Annotated in this window: 20 protein-coding genes; 8 read left to right on the forward strand and 12 right to left on the reverse strand. The window is 56.2% G+C overall.

Translation table 11 applies throughout. The features are described 5' to 3' along the window. Positions 1–88 precede the first annotated feature (88 nt). On the forward strand, positions 89–961 hold the full coding sequence (locus Pla52o_RS03630) for a hypothetical protein (protein ID WP_146593184.1): 873 nt from the start codon (positions 89–91) through the stop codon (positions 959–961). 120 nt (positions 962–1,081) lie between these two features. On the opposite strand, the gene Pla52o_RS03635 is transcribed toward Pla52o_RS03630, so the two are convergent. Together Pla52o_RS03635 and Pla52o_RS03640 are read right to left on the reverse strand one after the other, a co-directional pair. Beyond that, positions 1,082–2,194, reverse strand: coding sequence for a glycosyltransferase (locus Pla52o_RS03635; protein ID WP_146593185.1), 1,113 nt, complete (start codon positions 2,192–2,194; stop codon positions 1,082–1,084). A gap of 22 nt (positions 2,195–2,216) precedes the next feature. Then, the gene (locus Pla52o_RS03640) at positions 2,217–2,939 is read right to left on the reverse strand and encodes an RsmE family RNA methyltransferase (RefSeq protein WP_146593186.1); all 723 of its coding nucleotides are present in this window, start codon (positions 2,937–2,939) and stop codon (positions 2,217–2,219) included. A 211-nt stretch (positions 2,940–3,150) separates the two neighbouring features. Here Pla52o_RS03640 and Pla52o_RS03645 point away from each other — a divergent pair, with 211 nt between their 5' ends. Continuing rightward, a complete protein-coding gene (locus tag Pla52o_RS03645) occupies positions 3,151–3,951 on the forward strand; it encodes a hypothetical protein (protein ID WP_146593187.1) in 801 nt (266 codons plus the stop codon). Positions 3,952–4,044: 93 nt separating this feature from the next. Here the strand turns inward: Pla52o_RS03645 and Pla52o_RS03650 are convergent, their stop codons facing one another. Continuing rightward, positions 4,045–5,397 (reverse strand): hypothetical protein, encoded by a 1,353-nt coding sequence (locus tag Pla52o_RS03650; RefSeq protein WP_146593188.1) that lies wholly within the window; start codon positions 5,395–5,397, stop codon positions 4,045–4,047. 143 nt (positions 5,398–5,540) lie between these two features. Here Pla52o_RS03650 and xylB point away from each other — a divergent pair, with 143 nt between their 5' ends. Continuing rightward, positions 5,541–7,067, forward strand: coding sequence for a xylulokinase (gene xylB / locus Pla52o_RS03655; protein WP_146593189.1), 1,527 nt, complete (start codon positions 5,541–5,543; stop codon positions 7,065–7,067). A gap of 130 nt (positions 7,068–7,197) precedes the next feature. Here xylB and Pla52o_RS03660 read toward each other — a convergent pair whose 3' ends face one another. After that, on the reverse strand, positions 7,198–8,136 hold the full coding sequence (locus Pla52o_RS03660) for a sugar phosphate isomerase/epimerase family protein (protein ID WP_197168974.1): 939 nt from the start codon (positions 8,134–8,136) through the stop codon (positions 7,198–7,200). 310 nt (positions 8,137–8,446) lie between these two features. Here Pla52o_RS03660 and Pla52o_RS03665 point away from each other — a divergent pair, with 310 nt between their 5' ends. After that, positions 8,447–9,172: a 3-keto-disaccharide hydrolase gene (locus Pla52o_RS03665; protein WP_146593190.1), complete on the forward strand. Its 726-nt coding sequence runs from the start codon at positions 8,447–8,449 to the stop codon at positions 9,170–9,172. A 28-nt stretch (positions 9,173–9,200) separates the two neighbouring features. Here the strand turns inward: Pla52o_RS03665 and Pla52o_RS03670 are convergent, their stop codons facing one another. Together Pla52o_RS03670 and Pla52o_RS03675 are read right to left on the reverse strand one after the other, a co-directional pair. Then, positions 9,201–9,905 (reverse strand): class I SAM-dependent methyltransferase, encoded by a 705-nt coding sequence (locus Pla52o_RS03670; RefSeq protein WP_197168975.1) that lies wholly within the window; start codon positions 9,903–9,905, stop codon positions 9,201–9,203. Further along, a complete protein-coding gene (locus Pla52o_RS03675; RefSeq protein ID WP_146593192.1) occupies positions 9,902–10,849 on the reverse strand; it encodes a hypothetical protein in 948 nt (315 codons plus the stop codon). Before Pla52o_RS03675 ends, Pla52o_RS03670 begins: the two co-directional genes overlap by 4 nt. 200 nt (positions 10,850–11,049) lie before the next feature. On the opposite strand from Pla52o_RS03675, the gene Pla52o_RS03680 reads away from it, so the two are divergent. Further along, on the forward strand, positions 11,050–11,298 hold the full coding sequence (locus Pla52o_RS03680) for a hypothetical protein (protein ID WP_146593193.1): 249 nt from the start codon (positions 11,050–11,052) through the stop codon (positions 11,296–11,298). A gap of 57 nt (positions 11,299–11,355) precedes the next feature. Next, a complete protein-coding gene (locus Pla52o_RS03685) occupies positions 11,356–11,535 on the forward strand; it encodes a hypothetical protein (RefSeq protein ID WP_146593194.1) in 180 nt (59 codons plus the stop codon). Between the two features lie 92 nt (positions 11,536–11,627). Here the strand turns inward: Pla52o_RS03685 and Pla52o_RS03690 are convergent, their stop codons facing one another. The 4 genes from Pla52o_RS03690 to ftsY form a co-directional block, all read right to left on the reverse strand. Then, on the reverse strand, positions 11,628–12,122 hold the full coding sequence (locus Pla52o_RS03690) for a hypothetical protein (RefSeq protein WP_146593195.1): 495 nt from the start codon (positions 12,120–12,122) through the stop codon (positions 11,628–11,630). A gap of 79 nt (positions 12,123–12,201) precedes the next feature. Then, positions 12,202–13,317 (reverse strand): hypothetical protein, encoded by a 1,116-nt coding sequence (locus Pla52o_RS03695; protein WP_146593196.1) that lies wholly within the window; start codon positions 13,315–13,317, stop codon positions 12,202–12,204. 441 nt (positions 13,318–13,758) lie between these two features. Continuing rightward, positions 13,759–14,340, reverse strand: a complete 582-nt coding sequence (gene miaE / locus Pla52o_RS03700; protein ID WP_146593197.1) for a tRNA-(ms[2]io[6]A)-hydroxylase — start codon at positions 14,338–14,340, stop codon at positions 13,759–13,761. A 4-nt stretch (positions 14,341–14,344) separates the two neighbouring features. Next, entirely contained in the window at positions 14,345–15,334 is a 990-nt protein-coding gene (gene ftsY / locus Pla52o_RS03705; RefSeq protein WP_146593544.1) for a signal recognition particle-docking protein FtsY, read from the reverse strand. A 633-nt stretch (positions 15,335–15,967) separates the two neighbouring features. Between ftsY and Pla52o_RS03710 the strand changes: the two genes are divergently transcribed. Next, positions 15,968–17,257 carry a porin gene (locus Pla52o_RS03710; protein ID WP_146593198.1) on the forward strand — a complete coding sequence of 430 codons (1,290 nt, stop codon included), beginning with the start codon at positions 15,968–15,970 and terminating at the stop codon, positions 17,255–17,257. Between the two features lie 102 nt (positions 17,258–17,359). On the opposite strand, the gene Pla52o_RS03715 is transcribed toward Pla52o_RS03710, so the two are convergent. Both Pla52o_RS03715 and Pla52o_RS03720 read right to left on the reverse strand, forming a co-directional pair. Then, positions 17,360–17,611: a (2Fe-2S)-binding protein gene (locus Pla52o_RS03715; RefSeq protein ID WP_146593199.1), complete on the reverse strand. Its 252-nt coding sequence runs from the start codon at positions 17,609–17,611 to the stop codon at positions 17,360–17,362. After that, the gene (locus Pla52o_RS03720; protein ID WP_146593200.1) at positions 17,601–18,779 is read right to left on the reverse strand and encodes a M20/M25/M40 family metallo-hydrolase; all 1,179 of its coding nucleotides are present in this window, start codon (positions 18,777–18,779) and stop codon (positions 17,601–17,603) included. Before Pla52o_RS03720 ends, Pla52o_RS03715 begins: the two co-directional genes overlap by 11 nt. 207 nt (positions 18,780–18,986) lie before the next feature. Here Pla52o_RS03720 and rlmN point away from each other — a divergent pair, with 207 nt between their 5' ends. Next, the gene (rlmN, locus tag Pla52o_RS03725) at positions 18,987–20,093 is read left to right on the forward strand and encodes a 23S rRNA (adenine(2503)-C(2))-methyltransferase RlmN (protein ID WP_146593545.1); all 1,107 of its coding nucleotides are present in this window, start codon (positions 18,987–18,989) and stop codon (positions 20,091–20,093) included. Positions 20,094–20,246: the final 153 nt, after the last annotated feature.

Consider the following 20,246-nt stretch of genomic DNA (forward strand, 5'->3'; position numbering starts at 1 on the left):
TTTACCGCTAGTTCGGATTCTGTTGGTCATTCCGGTTCTGTGGAGACGATATCTGATGGCAACACGATCCCATGGATAGAGGCTCCCAATGAAATCCCATAAAAATGTCGTTTCGTCACGTCGATCCCGCACGTTGAAGTCGACGGCTCGATTCGTCTTCGCCGGAGCACTGGCCGCAACCCTCGCGACACCCTCCACGGCGGTTCAAGCCGCCGATTGCGGTTGCAAATCCGCGATTCACAAGGATGGCGGAATCGCCCTCCCGCTGCTGAACGTCGGGCGAGCTGCCCACGGTTGTCCGCCTAAACATGGGCCGATCTATCGCTCCTTGGATGCCTTTGCTGGCGGAATCGAAAAAATGCTCGGCTTGGACAAATGCCGAACCGCAGGTGGCTGTGACGATCTCGGTTGCGATGGTGGCTGCGACGCGGCACCCAGCGATACGTTCCTCTACGGCGAACATCCTATCGACGCGCCGTATCCCAGCGACGAGCATGAGTCTTACGGGGCTCCCTTGCCGATGTCGGCTGCGGAGATAGGTGAACCACGGATGCCCCCACAACGCATGAGCGAGCCGCGGATAATCACGCCACACTCGCCGATGCAGATGAGTGAACCGATGATTCGTTCCACCCCTCCGGAAAGTCGACCGAGAACGGGACGCGCAGGTTCGTTGCCTGTCTCTCCCGCGCCGCGGCAAGTGGAATCGATTGGACCGGGCGTATCGCCCGAGCAACGTGGAATTCCGGTACCACCGGCGGACGCCCCTCGCAGCGCTCCGCAAGAAACTCGCCCTGCTCCGGCCCAGCCGAAAACAGACGGGGGCTCGTTGTTCGACAGCTTGTCGGATCCCTTTAGCGAAGATGAAGTGCGAGTTCGCCCGTTCCCCAAGGTTCGGCAAACTCAGTACGAGGTGCCGAAGGTCAATCGTACGAAGTTGCCACATCCCCAATCGCTCTAACGCAATGCGAACCGAAGGCGACGTTGCGTTGACCGGGCTGTTGCGTTGACCGGGCCGGTGCGTTGGAGCCGCCTTGCTCAGGCGGGATGTCGCAATCGAGTCGGAGTTAGCGAATCGGAGTTAGTTGGGCCGCGAAATCAAATCGCGATAGAGCGTGCGGTAGCGATCAACCATCGTGGGAATCGAGAAATCGGTTCTCGCTCGCGACTGGTTCCGCTGGCCTCGGTCACGGCTCAACGCCGCGTCGTCCAAAAATCGCTTGACTTGCCTCGCCATCGCGTCGGAATCGCCCGATTCGAACAATTGGTCATCGGGGCAATGGGCTAACAATTCGCTTGATCCTTCGACGTTGCTACACACGACGGGCAACCCCGCCGCCATGGCTTCGAGTACGACATTCGGCATGCCCTCGTAATGACTGGGCAGCACGAGCACACGCGACGCCCTCATCCAAGCCCCGATGTTGGCTCGCCAAGGTAAGCGTTTCACGCGGTCCAGCCCCACTTGTCGAGTCCAATGGTCGATCTTGCTCTCCAAGGGGCCCTCGCCAATCAACAACACGCGGCGATTGGATCCCGGCGGTGCGAGGAGGTCAATTTGTTCTTGGATTAACTCTAGTCCTTTCTGGGGGTGCATGCGGCCAACGAACAGCGTCACCATGCTTTCGTCGTCCCAATCGAGTGTGTGCCACGCGATCGGAAGGGCGCTCGAGAATTGCGGCACATCGACGCCATTGGGAATCACGCAGGTTTGCGGAGCCTCGGTGCCAAGACAGCGGTGTGAAAAGGCCTGCACTTGCTCGCTGACACAAACGACACGCTGCATCTTTTTTACCACACGTCGTTCGACTTGGTTGCGGATGCGATGGGTCTGGGCCACTCGGATTCCACCCACGCAAATGTCGACTCCGGCGTCTTTCGCAGCCAGCGTTCCGATCACGTTTGCGTGAAACAAGAATGTTTGCACCAGCGCGGGTTGGAACGCCCTGAGCAACTTTCGTAATTCGCGGCGGGCCTGCAAAAAATGCCAGGCGGAATCGAGGTTCAGAAACGTGACCGAGATTCCATGCGAGGAAAGCCGGTCCACGAACATTGCTTTGTGCGGAATCGGGGGCGAGCCCAAACTATACACCCGCACCTCGTTGGTGTTGTCGGCCATGCCAATCGCGATCTCGGTCAAACACCGTTCGGCGCCGCCGGGATTCAGTTCGGTAATGACAAACGCAATTCGCATCGGACCCCTCGATCCCCCTCGGTTATAACAGGCGGGCGGCGATCACGACCGCAGCGGTTTCGATTCGATAAATTCGATTTCCCAGCGGCAGACATTGAAAGCCGTGCTGTGACGCCAACGCCACCTCGTCGTCGGTCCATCCGCCTTCGGGACCCACCGCAACGAGGTACGATTTGGTCTCCTCGTCTGGGCGGGACGCAGGCGGAGACCGCAGCACGTCCTCGCACTCGTCGTTGGGGTGGGCGATCCAGCGAGTTTCCGAGGGCACCGCTGGTTCGGCAACAAAGGTAGCGGTGGTGACCGGGGCTTGGATCGTCATTAAGCGGTTGCGTCCGGATTGTTTGCACGCTTCGATGACCGTCCGTCTCAGTTTTTCTAGCAACGCCGCGGAGGGTTCCCGCTGCGTTCGCGCGGCGACAACCGGAGTGACGGTTCGGACTCCAATTTCCGTCAATCGTTCGATGAGTTCGCGACAGCGATCAGGTTTGGGAAGGGCAATGCCGAGGTGAAGCGACGTCGTCGATTCACGGTTGGGACGCGTGCTGGGATTGGCGCTGCAAAAACACTCACGCCGTGTGACCGCGTCGATGGTCGCATCGGCTTCGTTGCCTTGACCATCAAAGAGGGTGATACCATCGCCCGCGTTGGCTCGCATCACGCGGATCGCATGCTGGGCCTCGGTATCGAGGAGTGCAACTTTGCCGCCTTTGAGGGGCAGGTTAGGACAGTAATAACGACGAGTCATTGTGTGCGTGGGGGACCGGCGGAATACGCGGGACAGCATCCCAGGGATGCTGCAGGATCGATGAATGCAGTGCCGATGATACACCCAAAGGCAATCGACGTCTTCGGTGGTGTCGTTTTCGTGAGGTTCATGCAGGTTCGTGAAGTGCCTGCAGCGAGCTTTTTCGTCTCTCTCCCAACGAGCGTCCGCCAATCGAAAAGGATCTTGCGCCATGACCGACGTTCGCGAATATTGGCGTCTCTCGGACTTGCCATTTTCAGGCGACCCGGACCCTTGGTTTTTCGCCGGGACGCCACAGAAATCCTGTCTGGCCAAACTCACCGAGTGCCTCGCGACGCGAACGCGAGGCGTCCTTATCCCAAGCGAGCCGCAATGTGGCACGACCACATTGTTGAGCCACCTCGCCACCAATGCCGGTGTGGGGGATCTTGCGACTCAATTTGTGATGACCCACGGGACGCGTGAGGCGACGGTTGCATCGATCGTTTCCCAGCTCGCACGCGGTTTGGGAATCGATCACGAATCGGTAACCGGCAGACGCAAAATCGATTGTGGTGAGATCGAGCGGGCAATGGAATTCGATGCACGACAACAAATCCATACCGTTTGGTTGGCCGACGGGCTGAGCGAGGCGGTGTGGAAGGTCTTGAAATCGTTGTCGCATTGCAATTGCTTTTCGATCGTGGTCGCCGCCCATGACGTCCGAGTGACTCGTTTGTCCATGCAGGTGCGGCAGCCGTGTCGCACGGTAGCGTTGGACCGTTTCACGCTCGACGATACCCGGGATTTCATTGCACAATCGATCATGCGAGTTGGAGGACGCGACGCGTTATTCCATCCACGCGCGGTGGAGCAGCTGCATGCAAACAGTGCCGGGAAGGTCGGAGTTCTGACGCAATTCGCTGCATCATCGCTTGCCATTGCAGCTCGCGAGGGTCTCGAGCAAGTCACCCCGCATGCGGTCCAACTGACTGAGTTTGCGGCGCGGCGTGCGACGCGGGCAGCGGCTTAGCCTACGTGGTAGGCCGATCGCATTGTCGATTCGTCGGAGCTCAATCCCCACGGCGATCTCTCTCCCCCGCGAGATTAGGTCTCCCCCGCGAGATTAAGCGCGCAGACCTTGCGCTCGTCCCCATGCGGATAATTGTTTTTGACGGCCAATCCGCGTGGTAATCACTTCCCATTGTTGGGCAACTTGGTCAAGTGCCGCTTGGGCATCGAGTTTTCCATCGATTGTCTTGCCAATCGCAGTGTCCAAGGCTGCATAATAAGCGTCCGCGTCGAAGAGTTGCAGCGATGGCAAGGTGACGGGGGTTTGTAGCCGCTCGGTCAACCACGCTGCATAGCCACTTTGGCGAACCGGTTCGGACGACAACTCGGATTGATGGGGAGTTCGGATGGAGGTTGCCCCGGACACCTGGCGTCGAATCGCGTCGCTTCCTTCGCCCCCTGCGATCCAGTCCATCCATCGTTTGGACACCGCACTTTGGCGACACGTTGCGGAGAGTGAAACCAGTGTCGAATAGGGATCCAAGAAGATGCGTTTGTTGTCATCCGCTCCGGGCAAGTTACTAACGTTCACCTCCACGTCACTGGCGTTGTTCGTTGCGGCGAAACCAATCCCGCCCCTTTGCTGTCCATTTTGGATCGAGGTCCAGATCTGAGTGGGGGTTTGTCGTTTTGGTGAATAGCGTGCTGCGGTTTTTGCCATCTGTTGCAGCACATCGACGTACGGTTCGGTGTTCAGCGTCGGTTGGAAATCATCGCGAGTGAACAGCCAGCCTTGGGAAAGCGTTGACGCGGCTCGCCACAGGAACATCGTCGCTGCCCAACCCGCCGCGAGCGGCTCGTTGGCGTTCCCTTTGAGGTCGTCGGCAACCCAGCGGTCGTAATCCTCCCACGATTCCATGACGGGAACCTCATCGGTGCTCAACAGGGCGGGTTGGTTCGCTCCCAATGGCATCGCGAAAAATTCACCGGCGTAACGGGCCGCCCCGTTGCGCACCGCTGAATAAAGGTCACCCGTTTGGGTTTCCATTTCTTTGAATTGTTCATCGCTGATGGGGATGATGGCTTCCGCAGCGACCAATTCGGGGACCGCCCACAGCGGATAGATAACCAAGTCACTTTGGTGAGTCTGCTCGATCAAGCGGTCGATCAAGCGATCCGCTTGGCCTTGCGCGACGTTTGTCCCAGGATCGCCGCCTGCCCGGTTGGCTTGAATCGTCGTGATCGTCAACGGTTGTTCGTGGATCGAGGACCACGACCGCGAGATCACCTCCGCCTCTTCGTCGCTTCCCACCATGGTGATGCGGAGGGGGATGTCGGTGCGGGACTTCGTGGTCAGCGGCTTCTCGGCGGACGGTCGTGAGCATCCCGCTAGCGTCAGTGTCGCCCCGGTTGCGGTCGCCAGTAGTTGGCGTCGATTGAGTCGGAGCGTGTGTCGAGATTCAGCCACGGCGTTAAACTTTGAGTAATGGTCCGAAGGATTTGCCATCCGTTGTAGCCGACGGGGCTGTCGTTTGGCTATCGCCGTATACGTACTATAGTATCAGGCTGTTCGTGACCGTTTTTGATTCTTTTTTCGTTGTTGGAACCCGCATGAGCTACTATCTCGGAATTGACATTGGAACGAGCGGCACGAAGACGCTGTTGATTCAATCCGATGGGACGATTGTTGCCGAAGCCAATGCGGAATATCCGCTGAACCAGCCTCGGGCAGGGTGGACTGAACAAGATCCCGAAAATTGGTGGCAAGCAACGATTCAAACCGTTCGTGCGGTGATGGCGTCGAGCAAGCGAAAGCCAAGCGAGGTCAAGGCAATTGGTTTGAGCGGCCAAATGCACGGCTCGGTCTTTCTAGACAAGCACCACAACGTGATCCGTCCCGCGTTATTGTGGAACGACCAACGCACCGCTGCGGAGTGCGACGAAATCACTGCGGCGGCGGGCGGTCGCAAGGCATTGATCAAAATGGTCGCCAATCCCGCATTGACGGGGTTCCAGGCGCCGAAGATTCTCTGGCTTCGTAACCACGAAAAGAGAAACTTTGACAAGCTTGCCAAAGTGCTGCTTCCCAAGGATGAGATTCGCCGGCGATTGACGGGCGAGCTTGTGACCGAGGTGAGTGACGCGAGCGGCACGTTGTTGTTGGATGTGGTGCGTCGCGGTTGGTCCAAAAAACTATTGGGCAAACTGGACCTCGATGCTGACCTGCTTCCCCGCGTGGTGGAGAGTGACGAAGTCACCGGGACGCTCACAACCGAGGTGGCGGCCCAACTGGGATTGACGACCGCTTGTAAGGTCGTCGGCGGCGCAGGCGACTGTGCCGCAGGCGCGGTCGGCAATGGCGTCGTCAAGCAAGGCGTGCTCAGCACATCGATTGGGACCAGTGGGGTGATGTTCGTGCACAGCGACCAACCCCAATATGATGTCGCCGGTCGGTTGCATACGTTTTGTCATGCGGTCCGCGGAAAATGGCACATGATGGGGGTGAATCTTACTAGCGGTGGGGCGCTGCAGTGGTGGGTTGACTCGGTGCTGCAAGGCTTGGCGGGAATCGACAACGCTCAGCGTTTCCAGGCGGCTACGGCGGAAGCTCAAGCGATTGCGGCCGGAAGTGACGGCATGCTCTTTTTGCCTTACCTCAATGGCGAGCGAACACCGCACGCGGATCCCCATGCACGGGGAAGTTTTGTTGGTATGAATTTGACCCACACACGCGGCCACATGACACGCAGTGTGATGGAAGGGATTACATTCGCGCTGCGCGATAGTCTTCAAATCATCGAGTCGCTCGATGTACCAGTGCGACAAATTCGAGCCTCCGGAGGCGGCAGCAAGAGTCCGTTTTGGCGTCAAATGCAAGCCGATGTCTTTGGCAAAAAGATCACGCGTTTGGAAGTCGAGCAGGGGCCCGCGTTCGGAGTCGCGTTGTTGGCGGCCGTGGGCGATGGCGCCTATCGGTCGATCGAGTCGGCGTGTCGTGCCACAATTAAGGTCGCCGAAGAAACGAAACCGGATCGCAAGGCGGTTGCGAATTACAATAAATTGTTCTCGATCTATTGCGATTTGTATGGCCAACTGAAGGATTCGATGTCAGCGCTTAGCGATTACCAAAACGCGTAAGCCTTCACGTGGCCCACAAAAAAACTCGTTCCCAGGAGGGTTTCCCAGGAGCGAGTTATGGTGCATGTCGCGCGGCAAACTCCGCCACGCTTGGTCAGGGGGCTCTCGACGCCTTGCCGCCGCTGCGGCTCTAGCCGATCTTCTTGGCAACCTTCTCAAGCAACGCTTTGCTCTTGCGGATGCCGACGTACTCGTCGCCGGAGCCTTCGAATTCGATTCCCACGTAGCCGTGGTAGCCGTGCGCGACGACGATCTTCATCATCCGTTCGTAGTCGGTCGCGGTTTCGTTGCCTTGATCATCAAATTCATGCGTCTTTGCACTGACCGCTTTGGCGTACGGCATCAACGCTTGAACGCCGTGGTAACGGTTGAATACATCGGGGTTTTCGCCGCGAGTGATGTAGAAGTTTCCAAAATCGGGCAGCGTTCCACAATTGTCCATGCCGACTCGTTCAATCACGACGGCCAACCAAGCGGCGTTGCTGCTCAAACCACCGTGGTTTTCCACGATCACGTTGATGTCGTGCGGTGCGGCAAACTCGCTGAGTTGGCGAAGTCCATCGGCGGCACGATCAAGTTGTTCCGTGTACGATCCACCGCTGGCGGCGTTGACGCGGATCGAGTGGCATCCCAAGAACTTAGCCGCTTCGACCCATTGGTAATGGTTCTCGACCGCCTGTTTGCGTTTGTCTTCGTTGGGGTCGCCCAAGTGTCCTTCGCCATCGACCATGATCAACAGACTCTTCACGCCGACATCGTTACAGCGACCTTTGAGTTCACCGAGATACTTGCTGTCCTTGGCTTTGTCCTTGAAGAATTGGTTGACGTACTCCACGCCATCAATCCCAAACTCTTCTTTCGTAATTCGCGGGAAGTCGAGATTGGTGATTCCCTTGGATGCATCGCGCAAGGTGCGATGCAGCGACCATTCGGCAAGTGAAATTTTGAAGGGTGCCTCCGCAGCGTCGGCAGCAAACAAGCGGTCATTGACCAAGGTGGTGGCCGCGACCGCAGCCATCGATGCTTGCATGAATTGACGACGGCTTGGTGCAATGGAGCGGTTTGACATGATGTCTTCTAGCCTTGGGCGGGAAGGTGAGGGATGGGATGGTTGTGGTGGATTGGTGACAAAATTGTAATTCGCCGCTGCGAGCTTCGCTTGGAGGAACCGGATGAAACACGCTAAAAAATAGCGATGCAATGGCCTTGGTAGCCAATTTGACGCAGTCGGGGGCAGCGATGAGGGGACTCAGCTCGTTTGTTGGGGGGCATGACGCTGCGACGCAAACGCTCCGCTTGGACTACAATCACACTCGATTTCGGCTTTGTCCATCTTCCCCCCCCCCTTCCCTCCCTCTCTGGTACACAAACAAAAACCTATGAGAAATGTATTTTCGTTGATGACCACCCTGCTGATGCTGGCGGCATTTTTTAGTACCCCGGTCCATTCGCAAGAGCCCCAATTCCGCGACCTCTTTAACGGCAAAGATTTGTCAGGCTGGATCGATGTCAACACATCGCCGGAGACGTGGAGTGTGAAGGACGGATTGCTTGTTTGTACGGGCTTGCCGATCGGCGTCATGCGTTCGGACCGTCAATATGAAAACTTCATTCTCGAAGTCGAGTGGCGCCACATGGAAGCAGGCGGAAACTCGGGAGTGTTCCTGTGGTCCGACGCGACGCCCAATCCCAAGAATCGATTGCCGCTCGGCATGGAAGTCCAGATGCTTGAACTTGATTGGGTGAACCAGAACAAACGCGCTGATGGAACGCTGCCGCCGATCGCCTACGTGCACGGAGAATTATTCGGTGCCGGCGGGATGACCGCGGTTCCCGATAATCCACGCGGCAGTCGTAGCAAGTCGCTCGAAAATCGTTGTAAAGGGGTTGGCCAATGGAATCACTATCTCGTCGTCGCCGTCGATGGGACGGTGAAGCTTTCGGTGAATGGCAAGTTCGTCAACGGAATCCGAAACGCATCGTTAAAAAAGGGCTACCTCTGTTTGGAGTCCGAAGGTCGCGAAATTCACTTTCGGAAAATTCGCATCATGGAATTGCCAGGCGGAATGGCGGATGAAACCACCACCGCAGCGCTGCTAAAGTAGCCTTGCATCGAGCGCACCGTGGAATGCGTTACGGATTTGGGCTCTCCGTTTGACGCTGATACACCGTGGCTCGAATCATTTCAAAGTGGAACCGTTTTTCTAGCTGAGGTTCAAATCCGAGAGAGTGAAGTGGAGGGCTGGGATCGACAATGCGACGTGGTCCCAGTCCGGTTTGCCAACGAAAAAACGCGTGCATGATGGCGAGCCAAAACTTCGCCCACCATCGCCGGAGTCCTCGTTTGGGCTCACAAAAATCGACCACGTACCAACGAGCTTGCCTGTTCAATGCATTCGCGATTCGCGGCAACAGTTCATTGAGTTGACGTTCATCAAAACAATCCAGAAAGAAGGCGGTGATCACGGTATCAAACGTCGACGTCGGCAACGGAAACGACTCGATCGGCGACGTGATCCACGTCACTGCATGTTCGCTGTGCTTGCTCGCTAATCCGCTCCGAGACAACGCGGCAAAGCGTTTGCGTTGCTGCTCGATCATCACGGGGCTGATGTCGACGCTCGTGATTTGTGCGGTGGGACAGTGTTTTATAAATGCTTCAAGCAATCGACCATCGCCATCACCGAGCACCAGAACGTGCGGGGCTGAGTGTGCGTTGGCAAGCTCGGGGATGCACGAAACACGGGCATGCTGCAGAGTGTTGCCGAAGCGCAGTTTCTCTAACCACTCGTAATGCTTGGCGAGTCTGTTGTAGCCGGCCCGGCATCGGTCGTTCATGTTGCGATTGCCATGGCCAAGAATGGCGATAGCAGTGCATAGTCGGCAAGTTGCCCCCACTGTGATGCAGTCATTCCGCCGGTTTCGTGATCCATCGACCATGCAATTGGAATCAACATCATGCTGCTAAGCGAGGTGGTGGTGGCAATCGAGACGGGGATCCATCCGCCAGCACCCAGACCCGCCGAGGCTGCCGCTAACATACTGGCAAACCAAGGCAAACGTGTCGCCAAACCGGGGTACATCAAGATTGCCGATCCGATTCCTTGTTGGCGATCACTTGCACGTTGAGCTTTGGCGACGCACAAACAGTTCAATACAAATAGGGCCGCTAATACGCCGATCGCGATGACAAGCGAAAGCGTTAGATGCGAGGTCAGCACAGGAAGACTAACGCCGATTGCGAACAACGAGCCGACGATAAATTCTTTGGGCAGAGCGTTTCGTAAGGACTGGCAAAAATGGACTGCCCCGCTGTAGGCCAATACAAACACAAGCAAGATCGCGCCCGCCGCTAGCAGTTCACGATGCACGTACAGGATCGCAACGAGGCCGCCGGTGATCAGCATCGCACCCCAAAGAGGCCACAAAAGTTTGGACCAGCGTTTAGCAAACCGATGACGCAGCGGTGCTTTTTGGCTGAAGTCCATACGCCGACAATCCATCAACCGGTCGGCCATATAAATCAACCAAACGGTAATGAACAACACGACGGCCGGTGCGTGCGGAAACGAGCCGCTGGGGATGGACGCGGGCATCACCGAAGCATGGTTCGCTGGGACGTCGGCGGTGGCGGAGGCGGGATTGGGAAAGGCAACGACTATCAGCCACTGCCAACCGATTGCAACCAGCGGAGCGTCCAGTGATAAAATATTTGGGATCGAGATGAGTCCGAGCAACGAACGTGTCGTGCTTCGTGATGCATCCGAAAGAGGGGACGCCATGTTTGTTTCCTCGATAGCGTTCCTTGGCTGAAACGCATTGGAAATCGTTCAAGTGCGGTACCGAAATAACGTTTCGGTTTTCTGCTTCACTGTTCGGTTGACGCCGTGGCTACCCCATTTTTGTTTCCGGTCGATCCACTGCTTCACTGTGATACCATAATACAAGGATCCCACAATTTTGAGGGGCTTTGCAAAGCGAGATGATGTGGATCTTAGCATCGGTGTTTATCGTGGGGCTCGCTGTCTGTTTTTGTGGGGGCTCCCGCGGTGATCGCGAAGACTTGGATTGCTCCTACCGCGTGGCGCAACCATGGCCGATCGACCAGCTGTTTTTTGGCGACTTGGTCCAATTTGAATCCGTTCCCCTTGAGCTTCATGATACCGCATCGGTTGCCGGTATCCGCTTTTCAAAACAACCGGCGCGCTGCGACAAAATCCTTGCGGGATGAAAGCGTTACCTTCAACCTAGTGGGCGATGTTGGTTTGCTTGTCACAACAAGTTGGCGGTGGAGCGGCGTCTCGAAGCGGCTCAAAGTCATCACGACGCAACCAAGGTGCTCGAGTCTCGCGACGCAGAATCGCCCGAAAGTGAGCTGTCGTCAACTTGGAGCATGGAAGTTCGGGTTCCCGCTAAAGTGGTAGAGGTACCCGAAGGTGAGTTTATCTCGCCTGCATTGACGCAGTAGAATAAGGCGAATTGGAGCGGAACTCCGACGGTGTCACGGTTTTGATGGTGGCGATCATTCCGTTAACTCGATCGGACGGTGTTTGTCAAGCTTCAAGAGTTTGTTAAGAAAAGTCGAGGCAATTTGCCTTGCGATCGTGTTGCTTCCGTCACTAGTATTAAAGATAGCTCGTCACGTTTCTTGTGATGAAAAATACGACTTGGGTTCTGTTTTCCCAAGACGTTGACGAGATCTACCCACGGCCGGATAACTGATTGATGATCCATTACACCTGTGATCGCTGTAAGCGGGAAATCGATACGACTTGCGAAATGCGATACACCGTTGAGCTTGAGGTACAAGCCGTTCCCGATCCGCAGTTCGCTGATTTCGACGAAGACATCGATCATCTCACGGAGCTGCATCAGATCCTTGAAGGGATTGCGGATGAGGATGATCTCGATTTCCCCATTCAAGAAACAAGCTTGCAAGGTCGCTACGATCTGTGCCCTGAATGCCATCGTCAATTTCTCAAGAACCCGCTCGGGCGTGACGCCTTCCACGCGATTGGTTTCAGCAACAACTAGATCGCAGGTGAGCGTCCGCATGGCGGCGTTTTGAGTTCAGGCCTGCGTCAAGTCGGCGCGGGCTGACTTGACCCTCCCCTTGCCGATCACGACGTCCCACTCAATCCATCGCCGGCTTGGCGGCGGAAAAGCGATTTGTGGTCTCGCTCGATGTTGCGATGTCTGACGCCATCGCCTCAGCAACATCCGCGTTCAGCTGCGAAACGCGTGAGGGGTGATCGAGGCTGCTGAATTTCTCTCGCGCTTCGCAGTAGTCGATCGCGACGACCCGGGTTTGAACGGGAAGTTTTTGGATCTCTTTGTCCGAGTAGGGGTTGGTTGTGTCGAGTAGCAGTCGCTCGACCCAACGATCCGATGGCGTGCGTCCCTTGGCGTCGAACAAATACGTAACGCTGCGAACCAATGACGGAAGCGAGTTGTTTTGGTTCTGCATATGGGCGAGGGCCGCACGCCGTAACGCTTCCTCGGCGCTAGACAAATTTTTGGCTGCTTGGTAGGCGGCTTGATCCCCATCGCGATAGGCTGCGACCACGAAATGGGCGTTTCCAAGCGTGACGACTTCCTTGTCCCAACCGCCGAATGATTTCTTTTCGCTTTGTGCGATGACCGACACGTCGATCAAACCGCTGCGCCATCCTGCGGGAACGCCGAAGGTCAGGCGAAATGTTTTCTCACCCTCGAGCACTTGTTGCTCGGTCCATTTTAATTTGAAGTAAACACCGCGACCCCGATTGATTGTGCCCGATGCCGTTACCGCTTGGACCGGTGCGACACGCTCATATTGAAGCGATTCGGTCGTCTTGTTGGTGTGATCGGCGCCCACATGCCCGCTCGCCAAGTGGGTCAAGGTTCCATCGAGTGAGATGCCGGCCGATTTGGCTTGTTCGTCGGAAGTCTTGATTTGGATCGAACCTTTAATCTGGCTAGCCACTTCGGTCCGCGGCGCATAGTCGGCAATTTGCATCGCTCGGTCACGCGGTTGGCAGCGCACGATCCATTGATCGATTCGTTTCGCTTCGGGAGCGATGATCATTGACGAGAGTTTCAGTTCCACATCCATCAGCTGCCGACCGCGGGGGTCGCACGATTCGGGAAAGGCGGCGACGACCAGTGGCAAGTCGAAGGTGATCTCGGGATGGGCTGCTCGCGAGACGCTGCAGAAGCCAGCGGAAGTGAACAGGACGAGCGTCGACAAAAACATCAGTTGGCGTTGCATTGCATTTTTCCTTTTTTAATCTCGCCAAACCTATCGAGCGACTCGGTGCAGTACGCTTGGTTTGGCAAACAAGACTTTCCTTGGTTGTCTTGCCGGATCCTCCGGGGCTTCGAATCAGGCGGTTGCATCGCAACGCGGTTGATTCGAATTCCAGTTTCCGTCTTGGAAAAGGACGCGAGTGAAGGAGCGTCAGCCGCAGCCCTCACCTGTCACGCACAGAAACTCTATCGCTCGGGTTTTCGGAATCAAATCCCGTTCGGAGATGGTGAGCCACAAGGTGGGCTTCCGCACGGTCCCAAAACGGGCGTGAAACTCGGGGTGTCTCAGTCGGCACAGGCGGTAGGACGCCAATCGCCGCGACGATTTGTTGCCCAAACGTCACTGAAACAAAATGCACGACGAGGCATGAAGGTTACGCTCGTGCGCGCATGAAACCCAGGGTTAACTGTGCATGCGGGGGAGCGTTGAACCGGTTGCAATGATCGTCGCTTCCGAAGCAGACAGTTGGTTCAGTCGTTCGCGGACCACGTCACGCGGAGCAAAGTATTCGGCCAGACGTACATAGGTCGTATGATGTCGAGCCTCGCTTTCGAAAAGCCCCGCGTAGAATTCCGCTAGCTCGGGTTCACGCTCGCGAACGTGTTCGCTGAGTAGACTAAAACGCTCGCAGCTACGAGCTTCGATCAACGATGCCACCAACAATCGATCGACGGCGCGATCGGGTTCTTGAGAGCGAACGAGCTCGTTCAAGTCTCGTCCATACGGTCCCGGGGTTAAGCGGCGAAACGCAACGCCTCGCTGTTCGAGAATATCCAGCACCATTTCAAAGTGTTCGAGTTCCTCTTCGACAATTCGCTTCATCTCGCGGCAAAGATCGCGATTTTCGGCATAGGCATTGATAAAGTTCATGGCCATGGATGCCGCTTTGCGTTCGCAATGCGCATGGTCGATAAGGATTTCGTCGAGAGCTTGATCGACTTGGTCAAGCCAACGAGCTGCGGATTCCGATTTCAAATGCAACATGGACTTACTCCGAGAACAGTGCGTTGGCGAACGAGGCGGGGTCGAAGGGGGCGATGTCCTCAACGCCTTCGCCGAGTCCGACAAATTTCACCGGCAATTGAAACTGTTCGCGAATGGGCAGCACGACGCCCCCTTTGGCTGAACCATCGAGTTTCGCCAAGACGATGCCTGTGCATCCCGCCGCTTCACTAAATCCGCGTGCCTGGCTGATTGCGTTTTGCCCTGCGGTGGCATCCAGAACAAGTAGCACTTCGTGGGGGGCCCCCTCGATTTTCTTTTCCACCACGCGGCGAATCTTCTCGAGCTGCTGCATCAAATTGGTTTGCGTTTGCAGGCGTCCGGCTGTGTCGATGATCGCGATATCGGCACCCGTGGCGATCGCCTGCTCGACGCATTGGAACGCCACGCTGGCGGGATCCGCTTCGGGTTTGCCGGTGACGATGTCGCATCCAATGCGGCCCGCCCAAACGGTCAATTGTTCAACGGCGGCGGCGCGGAAAGTATCGCCCGCACCGAGCACGACTTTGTGTCCCGCTTGGTGCAGGTGATTGGCTAGTTTTCCGATCGAGGTGGTCTTGCCGCTGCCGTTGACGCCCACCACCAGGATGACAGTCGGGCCCGTATCGGCCAGGCGAAGTTCCGTCGATTCCTGCTGCAGCATCGTGCGGGTTTGTTCCGTGATCGTTTGCACGACCTCCTCAAAGTGGACGACACGGCCTCGCAAGCGAGTCGCCACATCGTCACGAATCGTTTCCGCAGGACCGATTCCCATGTCGGTTCGAATCAGCTTGGCAAACAATTCATTCAGCAAAGTGTCGTCGACGAGCCGTCCTTCACTTTTGAACAAGTCGCGAATATCGGTGTTCAGCGTGCGACGAGTTTTCTGCAGCCCGGCACGCATCTTCGAGAACAAACCGCCACCTGATTTCGGGGCAGCTTCCGTCGAGGAAACGCTATCGTCGGGGGGGGCCTTCTTAGTTCGCCAAAACGCCATCAGAAGCATCACTTGAATTCGGGGGGGGATGAAATCACATGGGGGCAACCCATGGGGAGCACCGATTTTGCCCGAAAATCAACGCTTCGTATAGATCCAACTCAATGGACGCCTCACTCACCTGTTCGCGAAGCTTGTCTGAGGATATGCAAAATTACAGGCGAAAACGTCTGTTTGTCCATCGCGGCGAGCGAAGATGGGTGGGGGCTTCTTACTTCCATCGGACTGCAAAAAACGTCGCAGACCTACTAATCAATTTGATCTATACGTCTTTGCTAGGAGGAATACGGGGCCCAAGATGCAAGGTTCCCGCAACATGCATGATGAGTGGGGGGGCGGGGATCGACGAATGGAATTGATGAGATTCGTCTGTTTTGACCTACTCGATACGTTCGATATCTCCCTGTGAAGACGTAGCGTGGGCGTAGGAAAGTGGATCGCAATTGGAAGGCTGCTTTATGGCTTTCTTCTTGGCGGAAAATCGAACTCCTTCTAAATGACTTAGAAGAAGCGACTAGCGTGGCAACTTACCTGCACACTCCCTGGCGATTTGTGATCGTCAGGAAAATACACGTGGTGTCATTTGTAATGATACAGCCACCCTTTATGGATGTTGGGGAGTAGAAAGCGATTATGAAGATTAGCAAACTCGCTATGTTGGCCATGATGGTCTGCGGCGTTAATGCCGGAATTAGCTCAAACGTACGTGCAAACGAAATCGATTTGGTTTCGTATTGTGCGGATAAAAACTGTGACTGTGGTGAACCCGTTTGTGGTTGCGAGCCGATCGCGCCCAGTTGCGATACAGGAAGCTGTGACAGCGGATGCGATTCGCTGGGTTGCGGCGTCGGATCGGAAGTCCGAAGCATTCTGGCCGGTGGCGATTGCTGCTTGGGCGACCCGTGGACGCTGTTCGGCGAAAGCAACGGTTGGTCCGCTGGCGGTTGGTTGCAATTGGGTTACCACAGCGACGCGCTGCCATTGTTCAATAGCCGCCCTGATGAACTACAACTGCATCAAGCGTGGTTGTATGCTGAAAAGGCAATCGATACCTCCGGCGGTTTTGATATCGGGGGTCGCATTGACTATCTCTACGGTACCGACTCGCAAGACACGCAAGCGTTCGGTATCAACAATGATCATTGGGACAACGGTTGGGACCGCGGATCGGATTACGGTCACGCGATGCCTCAGTTGTACATGGAAGCCGGTTACGGCGATCTGTCGGTCAAGGTCGGTCACTTCTACACCATCATCGGTCACGAAGTGGTTCAAGCGACTGGCAACTTCTTCTACAGCCACTCGTACACGATGTACCACAGCGAGCCATTCACGCACACCGGTGCTTTGGCAACCTACAACGTGAACGACAACGTTACCGCCTACGGTGGATACGTGATGGGGTGGAATAGCGGTTTCGAAGACAACGGCGACGCATTCCTCGGTGGATTGTCGGTTGATTTGACCGAAGATTTGACCGTGACTTATGCGACCACCGGAGGCGTTTTCGCCAACAACCTAGCCGCATACGAGCGGGGCTACATGCACTCGATCGTTGCCGACTTGGCTCTGTCGGATAAGCTTCAGTACATCTTCCAAAGCGACGTGCTTGATACCGAAGATCGCGCCGGAGCTACCGCTCGTGAAAGCTTCGACATCAACCAATACTTGATCTACAAGGTCAATGATTGCTGGTCCTACGGTACTCGTTTCGAGTGGTACGATGCGAAGTCGGGACTCCTGGCTGGCAACAAGGCCGACGTTTACGCCTTAACCGCAGGGGTGAACTACAAGCCACACTCCAACGTCACGATTCGTCCGGAACTTCGTTACGATTGGGTTGAAGGAAATCCAGCGGGGATCCTCGAGAACAACGACGACGATCAATGGACCTTCGGAATTGACTCGGTCTTCACATTCTAAGCTTCGTGTCAACGAGCAACGAATCGTGTAAACGAATCGCAGATTGAAAATAACCCGGTCACCTTGAAAGAGGTGGCCGGGTTTTATTTTTAGCCGCGCGTGTCAGCTCGACTTGTTTTTGCGGTACTCGGAACGCTGCTGCGAGTATTTCGCGGGGTCGGGCAGGTCTACGGTTTCCGGATTGGCTTCGTCCATCAGCTTTCGCAAAAATGGGCGACACCAACCGCATCCTGTACCAGCGCCAAAACATTCCGACAACTGGCTCGCTCGCTTTGGTTTCTGAACACGAATGAATTGCACGACCTTGCGGCGTGTGACGTGAAAGCACAAGCAGAGCTCGTCATCATCCTGCACGTCCGGCTCCTTCGGTGATCAGCCATGTTGCCATCCGGCAGGCGTCGAGGTATTCGGCGATCTCTAAACGTTCGTTGATCGTATGGATCTTTTGCTGGCCACACCCCAGCGTGACCGCTTGGATTCCGTGCAGGAACAACCAATTTGCATCGAGCCCGCCGTTGGCGACTTCGCAATACGGCGTGCGTCCGACCTTTTCAATCGCGTCCTTGGCGGCTTGGATCGAAGGATGATCTTCGCCCAACCGGAATGCCTCGTAATCGACCTGCGTTTCAAATTCGATTTGTCCGCAGACGCCCGAATCGGTGCAGACGCTTTCAGCAGCCGCAAGGAACGCTTGGCGAATCTCGGTGACAATTCGCGTACGCATCTCGGCGTCATGACTTCGCGCTTCGGCACGCAGCGTCACCCGCGGCGTGATCACATTGGTCGCATCGCCGCCCTGGATGATACCGACATTGGCGGTCCCCCTCTGGCCATCCTTTTCGATCTTGCCGAGCCAACCTCGTTGATCTAAGTCGGCGATGGCTTTGGATGCCATCACGATTGCGCTGGCACCCTGCTCGGGCGCCACCCCCGCGTGGGCTGGCGTCCCCAGGATTTGAATCGTCATCCGCTCGCCACCCACCGCACCGATCGTCACCTTTTCCGGAGCGCCTCCATCAAAGTTGAAGGCTCGTTGAACGTTGCCAACGAACGAGACATCGAGATTTCGAGCACCGTGCAAGCCGATCTCTTCTTGAACAAAGAAACCGATCACTGCAGGCGGGAAGTGCTCGTCGCCGAGCTTCAATCGCTCCAGAGCGGCCGTTAAGATTGCCGCACATCCCGCTCGATCATCCGCTCCGAGTCCGGTCGCAGCGGCGCTATGTACGTGTTCGCCTTCGACCACCGGTTGGCTGCCGACGCAAATCGGTACCGTATCCATGTGGGCGGACAACAACGTGGTCGGCCCCGAGCCGTTCCCGGGCAATGTCACGATCAAATTGCCACAATTTCCTTTGAGCTGGGTTCGCGTTTCGGCACCATCGAACTGAATCTGGGCCTCGGGGACTCCGGCCGCTTTGAAGATTGCGACGAGATGCTCGGCAACGCCCCGCTCGTCACCACTTCGCCCAGGAATTGCGGCGAGTTCGAGGAATCGTTGGAGTGTCGTGTCGGCGTCCATGTGGGGGTTCCGTGTGGGGTGTTCAAAATGACATGCGAACCAGCGATTGATTTCTGGTTGGTTCAATTTAGCAATAAAGGGGGGCTAATGGCAGAAGAGACCTTTTTCGTTTGCCCTCTTCAGCGAGAATCCTTGCGTTAGAATAAGATTTGACGCAGGCTACGCTTGTCCGTTCCTGTAACCTCCTTTTACTGCTGGTGTCGACCTTTGGATCTTCCCGTCATCCCGTCCGCTTCGGTTCCTGATTCCGCCGCCTCCCACTCGGCTGGCGAAGCGGATGCACGCATCCACCTGCTTGATTGGGATGTTGAGCAATTGCGGACGTGGCTCGTCGAGCAAGGGCATCAAGGGTTCCGTGCAAAACAAATCTGGAATTGGATTTACCAGCGTCGGGCGTCCACGTTCGCCGAAATGACCGATCTATCAAAAAAGCTCCGCGAGCAGCTTGAGCAAACCTATGTGATCTTTCGTGCTCGCGAAGTCGAAGCGGTTTGTTCGTCCGATGGGACCGACAAACTGCTCGTGCACTTGAGCGGTGGCGGAGAAGTTGAATGCGTTCTGTTGCGAGATGGCAGCCGGCGGAGCATTTGTGTGAGCAGCCAAGTGGGGTGTGCGATGGGATGCGTCTTTTGTGCCAGCGGACTTGACGGGGTCGATCGTAATCTGACAAGCGGCGAAATCCTCGAACAGATGCTGCGGCTACAATCACGACTTCATCCCGACGAGCGACTCAGTCACATCGTCATGATGGGAATGGGCGAGCCGTTGGCAAATCTTGGCCAAGTTTTGCCCGCGCTCGAGCGAGCGCGAAGTCCTGAAGGGCTGGGGATCAGCCCGCGACGAATCACGATCAGCACCGTGGGACTTCCTCCGGCGATCGATCGCCTCTCCAAACACGGAGTCCCCTACAACCTAGCGGTCAGTCTGCATGCTCCCAACAACGAACTGAGAACTCAGCTCGTGCCTGTCAATGAGAAAATCGGGATCAAAGCGGTACTCGACGCGGCGGATCGATACTACGAAGCCAATGGACGCCGATTGACCTTCGAGTATGTCTTGCTCGGTGGCTTGAATGACTCTGACGAATGCGCCCGACAACTGCTGGGAATTCTTCGCCGACGTAACGTGATGTTGAACGTGATTCCCTACAACCCGGTTGCCGGATTGCCGTACGTGACTCCGAGTGCCAAGGCGATTGCCGATTTCAAAGGCATTTTGATCTCTGGAGGTGTGAACGTCATGTTTCGACAACGCAAAGGTAGCGAGATTGATGCCGCCTGTGGCCAATTGCGTCGCAACCGCCAATCGGTCTGATCTGAATCGCAACCCCTTGCACTACCCTCCCGACGAAGTCGGGCGGGGCGAAAACCGAGCCTTCAGCGAGATTTTCGGAGAGCGCCGGTCATGCCATTGCGTTGGCAACGAGCCCCGTTGGCGTGCATAACCGTCCTATCCGGTACGTGTTGC

This window comes from Novipirellula galeiformis (genome assembly GCF_007860095.1).
Classification (GTDB): domain Bacteria; phylum Planctomycetota; class Planctomycetia; order Pirellulales; family Pirellulaceae; genus Novipirellula; species Novipirellula galeiformis.